Origin of the sequence: Methylocystis sp. H62 (assembly GCF_015709515.1) — a bacterium.
In the GTDB taxonomy this organism is placed as follows: domain Bacteria; phylum Pseudomonadota; class Alphaproteobacteria; order Rhizobiales; family Beijerinckiaceae; genus Methylocystis.
Window position 1 is genome coordinate 1 of the sequence record NZ_JADNQZ010000010.1, and the last position, 5,076, is coordinate 5,076.

Sequence of the window (5,076 nt, forward strand, 5' to 3'; positions counted from 1 at the left end):
TGTCAGGACACATCAGAAATTGAGAAATCGGCCTGTTGAATTTCAATGCGTTACGAAACGCTGCTGATTTACGCGTATACATTTGAATTGAGAAAACGCCCGAATGATGTACAGTTGAATTGAGAATTTGCGGCTCAACCATTTCTCATGGACGCGGCCGAAAAATGAACAGCAATAATGAGAACGCGCCCTGCCCTGATGACGCCGACACGACGGGGTCCGACGACCCGCAGTGGTTAGAGGCATGTCGACGCGAGGAGGCCATCAGAGAATTGTTAGGCCGCTCCGCGGGCGACCGGCTACGAACAAGCGACGTCGAAGATGTTGCTTTGGACCTCGGGATCAGTCGCGCGACACTTTATCGCCTCGTCGCGATCTATCGCGAAACGCCCACCGTTGAGGCGCTTCAGCCGAAGCCGCGAGGCCGATCGAAAGGGGCGCTCGCTCTCGACAAATCGCGTCATAAGTTGATCCGCCAGACGATCCGGGAAGTCTATCTGAAGCCGCAGCGTCCAACGCTGACCCACCTCGTCGAACAAATCCATTTGCGTTTCGTCCAGCACGGATGGCCATTGCCAGATCGTCGAAGAGCTATGCTGGATTTTCGGTGACGGCGTAAATCAAGCGGCGGACTTTTCATCGCTTGCGATTTCGATACCGTCGCGGAATGTTACACCGCTGACGACCTTCGGCAACTGATTTTGTCCTTGCAGTCGTCGCCAGCTTTTCGCCGCCGCCATGATTAGCTTGAACACCATGAGGCGGGCCGTGTCCTGGGAAAGCGCGCCTTTCATGCGAACTGTGCGATGCCGCACCGTTGCGAAGGCGCTTTCGATCGGGTTCGACGTGCGCAGATGCGTCCAATGCTCGGCGGGAAAATCAAAGAACGTCAGCAGCGCGTCGCAGTCCTTGAGCAAGCAGTCGACGGCCTTGTCGTATTTTGGCGCGTATTTTTCGGCGAAGGTCGTCATCGCGGCTTCGGCCGCCGCGCGGTTCTCGGCGAGCCAGATTTCGCGCAAATCCTGATGCGCATTCGGCTGCACAGACTTCGGAAGCTTGTCGAGAACATTCAGAGTCTTGTGTTGCCAGCAGCGCTGGTGGCGCGTCGATGGGAACGTCTCCTCCAACGCCTTCCAGAAGCCGAGCGCGCCATCGCCGATGGCGACCTCTGGCGCAATCGACAAGCCGCGCGCCTTTAAATCGACAAGCAATTCCTTCCAGCTCTGTGCACTCTCGCGCATGCCCGTCTGAAAGCCGAGCAGTTCTTTCTTGCCCTCGGGCGTCGCGCCGATGAGCACCAGCATGCATTCGGCCTGCGGCTCCATGCGCGCTTGCAGATAAACGCCGTCGGCCCAGACATATACATAGCGTCGCGCGGACAGATCGCGCCCTTGCCAGCGCCGATACTCGCCCTCCCATTCGCTCTTGAGCCGCGTGATCACCGCAGGCGAAAGGTTCGGCGCATCCTTGCCGAGCAACGCCGTCAGCACTTCCTGAAAATCACCGGTGGAAACGCCGCGCAGATAAAGAGCCGGCAAAAGAACATCGAGGCTCTTGGTGCGCCGCGCCCATTTCGGCAGGATCGACGACGCATAGCGGATGCGCTCCTCGGCGGTTGTCGCGCCCCGATCGCGCGCTTTCGGCTTCGCCACCTCTACCGGCCCGATTCCCGTCTGGATTGGTCGAACCGGATCATGCCCGTGCCGAACAATGCGCTGGCGACCGTCCGGCAGTTCGAGACCCGCATGCTCGGCCAGGAAGGCGGCGAACTCCGCCTCCACCGCCTGCTGCACCAGACGCTTCGCGCCAGAGCGCAAAATATCGGTGAGCGGATCGTCGATTTCGTCTTTCTGACGAAGGGAAACAACCTTATTCTCGTTCATGGCGTAACGCTCCTTCGGGAGGTTCGGGTCGGCTCGACACCAACCCCGTTACGCCGCCTGCTTCACACCGTCATCACCTAGATTCCGCCATAGCTCATCGTCGAACGATCAAGACGCGCGTCGATGACATCGAGAGGCGATTGGTCGCGCGTAAACGGAAGGACAAACGCGCGATCAAAGCGACAACGCCAGTTCCGGGCGAATACAAAGCCTCCCGGCCGCTCGAGGTGGTTCAGATCGATCACACGCTCGTCGATCTCATCGTCGTTCACGAAGAGACGCGCGAACCGCTCGCACGCCCTTGGCTGACGCTGGCGATCGATGTGTTTACGCGAATGATTACGGGCTTTCATCTTTCGATGGATCCCCCTTCACGGCTTTCCGTGAGCCTCTGCGTTCTCCATGGCGTTTACGACAAGACAGCCTGGTTGCAGGAACGTGAGATCGACGCGACATGGCCAGTCGCCGGCTTGCCAGAGGCCTTTCACGTCGACAATGGCGCAGATTTCAGAAGCAAGGCTTTCATTCGCGGTTGTCGCAACGAAGGCGTCGATATCATTTGGCGCCCGCCTGGCGAACCGCATTACGGCGGTCATATCGAACGGCTGATCGGAACGATGATGGGTCAGATGCATCTTCTGCCCGGCACTTCATTTGGAAATCCGATCGAACGAGGGTCCTACGATCCGAAAAAGAATTCAGCCATGTCGTTGCGAGAGCTCGAATGCTTTCTCGGCTGGGAGATTGCGGGCGGCTATCACGACCGAATACACAGCACCTTGATGCGCTCACCATTGGCAGTCTGGCGCGAACATGAGGCGCGGATCAATCTGCGCATGCCGCATGATCGAATGGCCTTCTGGGTTTCGTTATTGCCCGAGGCGTATCGAACACTCAGGCCAGACGGCGTCTGGTTGCATGGATTGCCATACTGGTCGAACGTTTTAAGCGCCGATCTCGGAGGCGCCAAACGCGAGCTTTTAGTCAAATATGATCCCCGAGATATTTCAAGAATTTTTGTTCAGCGTCCTTCCGGGCGTTTCGTCGAAGCCCGGAGCCGCGATCTTACGTGCCCATCAATAAGTCTCCGCGAATGGAAACTACGTCGGCGCGAAACGCGAGCGCAAGCGCGCGCGGAACGCGAACCGAACCAGTGGATCACTACTGCAAAGGCCAAGCGTCGCATTGTTGACGATGCAATAAGGAAGACGGCGCAGGCCCGCCGCGACCCGCAGCCCAAAAACAAGATTTCGGTGGATGACGAAGGATTCGGCTCGCTCAAGGGCATCGACTCGCGCACTCCTTCCATTCTGGAAATCGCGGAGAAGCAGCGTGATCGATAGGGCCGCCCACGTCACGGACGAAGTTGCAAGTCTTCTCGACGCATCTAATGACGCGCGGATCCAATTTATTCGATCAAAGCCGTGGGTCCACTATCCAAAAGCAAAACATATCGTCGATTTGATTCAGGGTCTCCCGACTCACCCGCGCACGACGCGAATGCCGTCAATCGCCGTCTATGGCGACAGCGGCATGGGAAAATCGATGATCGTCGGGCGCTTCAAGCACGACCAGATGCTCGCTTTCGATGCAGCAACAGCCGACGCACGACGTAAATTTCTCGTTGTGGAGTTGGCGGGCGGGCCGGGCGAGCGGCGCCTTTATGCACAAATTCTCTCTGCACTTGGCGCCCCTTCCAATCCGCGCGCGACAATTGTCGCATTAGAGCAGACGACAATTCGACTATTGCGAGCCGTGGGCGTTCAAGTCCTGCTGATAGATGAAATTCATAATATCATCGCCGGTTCATGGCGCGAGCAGCGTGTCGTTCTGAACACGCTTCGTTTCTTGAGTAACGAGCTTCAGCTTTCGCTTGTCTGCTTCGGCATCACGGAAGCACGTGAGGCGATCAACGGCGACGTACAGCTTGCCAGACGCTTTGATGTTGTCACGTTGCCGCGCTGGAAAGCCGATGACGAGTTTCAGCAACTCGTCCTTGCCATTCTCCGCAATCTCCCGCTTCGTCAGCCGAGCATTCTGACGGCGCGCGGTCTCAAACGAATTCTTCGAGTGACTGAAGGCGTAACGTCAAAAATATTCCGCCTTGTGAATGAAGTCGCGATCCAGGCTATCGAGACAGGAACGGAACGACTAACCGACGAAGCCATTGATGATTGGAGGCCTATCAGCGAGGAGGAAGCCGCGTTCCAATGACGATGCTGATCAACGCCGCTCGGCGGCCCTTGCCGGTCGTCCTCGACCCGACGCCCGACGAACTTCTTTCATCGTGGCTTCATCGTCATGCAGCTTTCTATGGGCTCACGGAGCCCATGCTCATCTCGTGGCTAAAGCTCGAATCGAAGAAGCTGCGTAGCCTCGACTTCCGCCCAGGTCTCGGCCAGATCGCACGCATCGTAGATTCGTTTCGCACTGATCCAATGGATGTTGTCGCCATGACGCATACAGCGCTTCCAATCGAGGTCGCGGCACTGGTTGGAAGAGGCAAGCCGATTCAATTCTGTCGGACATGCTGCGAGCGACATCGCGCGGCTGACACTCCGGGAGCGGTTCTAAAAAGCTGGCTTGAGGCGTGGCGCGTTACTTGTCCTCTATGCGGTTCGCCGCTCTCAGAAATCGAGGGACCTCGTGCCGGCTGCGATACCGTCCGAAACACGAGCCCATTTGGGGACCATTGGGACGCCGCCAAAATCGGAGAGGAGCTTGTCAATCGTCACTTGCGGGGCGAGCCGACGCCGCTAGCATCCCCTATTGCGATGATGCGGCTTTTGCTGATCTTAAATCGCCCGCAGACGACGCAGCCCCCCGAAGGCTACAATAAGAGCTGGTTGCTCAACGAGATCGTTCCAGGATTTGACGCCGAAGCATTACGCATAGCGCCGTCCATCAGCAAAGGCGCAAACGCTATGGTGCCGCTCTATTTACGCATCGCGCTACTCGCCGGTCTCGCAGTCGCCGCGAAAAACGCGGCGGATACGATTCAGCGCCTGCGCCCCTTCTGTCGCCCCGTCTATCGAAAGCGATTCGACGAGCTCGCCTACGCCGCGCTCGGGATGCCGCTGGAGTTCTCAATTTAAGCGTCAAAGCTCGAAAATGCGCGCCGAAATTCTCAAATATGATGTCAACGCGCCGCGCGAACAGGGATTTTCTAATCAAAGGATGTATCCTGACAACG

5 protein-coding genes and 1 pseudogene are annotated in these 5,076 nt (G+C 57.5%); 5 read left to right on the forward strand and 1 reads right to left on the reverse strand.

Annotation, left to right across the window (positions count from 1 at the left end; all coding sequences use genetic code 11):
* Positions 1-164 precede the first annotated feature (164 nt).
* The gene (locus tag IYY11_RS00105) at positions 165-611 is read left to right on the forward strand and encodes a hypothetical protein (protein ID WP_196402266.1); all 447 of its coding nucleotides are present in this window, start codon (positions 165-167) and stop codon (positions 609-611) included.
* A gap of 9 nt (positions 612-620) precedes the next feature.
* On the opposite strand, the gene IYY11_RS00110 is transcribed toward IYY11_RS00105, so the two are convergent.
* Positions 621-1,883, reverse strand: a complete 1,263-nt coding sequence (locus IYY11_RS00110; RefSeq protein WP_196402267.1) for an IS256 family transposase — start codon at positions 1,881-1,883, stop codon at positions 621-623.
* A 470-nt stretch (positions 1,884-2,353) separates the two neighbouring features.
* Here IYY11_RS00110 and IYY11_RS00115 point away from each other — a divergent pair, with 470 nt between their 5' ends.
* The 4 genes and pseudogenes from IYY11_RS00115 (at position 2,354) to IYY11_RS22470 (ending at position 4,978) form a co-directional block, all read left to right on the forward strand.
* Complete coding sequence (locus IYY11_RS00115) at positions 2,354-3,226, forward strand: Mu transposase C-terminal domain-containing protein (protein ID WP_409455200.1); 873 nt, start codon at positions 2,354-2,356, stop codon at positions 3,224-3,226.
* Positions 3,216-4,097, forward strand: coding sequence for a TniB family NTP-binding protein (locus tag IYY11_RS00120; protein ID WP_124740570.1), 882 nt, complete (start codon positions 3,216-3,218; stop codon positions 4,095-4,097). Before IYY11_RS00115 ends, IYY11_RS00120 begins: the two co-directional genes overlap by 11 nt.
* 2 nt (positions 4,098-4,099) lie before the next feature.
* A pseudogene (locus IYY11_RS23510) lies at positions 4,100-4,480 on the forward strand (TniQ family protein); the annotation flags it as partial.
* Between the two features lie 189 nt (positions 4,481-4,669).
* The gene (locus IYY11_RS22470) at positions 4,670-4,978 is read left to right on the forward strand and encodes a hypothetical protein (RefSeq protein ID WP_196391677.1); all 309 of its coding nucleotides are present in this window, start codon (positions 4,670-4,672) and stop codon (positions 4,976-4,978) included.
* Positions 4,979-5,076: the final 98 nt, after the last annotated feature.

Bases quoted from the DNA above. Each gene is read 5' to 3' on its own strand.
- IYY11_RS00105 (WP_196402266.1), top strand. From the start codon at position 165: ATGAACAGCAATAATGAGAACGCGCCCTGCCCTGATGACGCCGACACG.
- IYY11_RS00110 (WP_196402267.1), bottom strand. From the start codon at position 1,883: ATGAACGAGAATAAGGTTGTTTCCCTTCGTCAGAAAGACGAAATCGAC.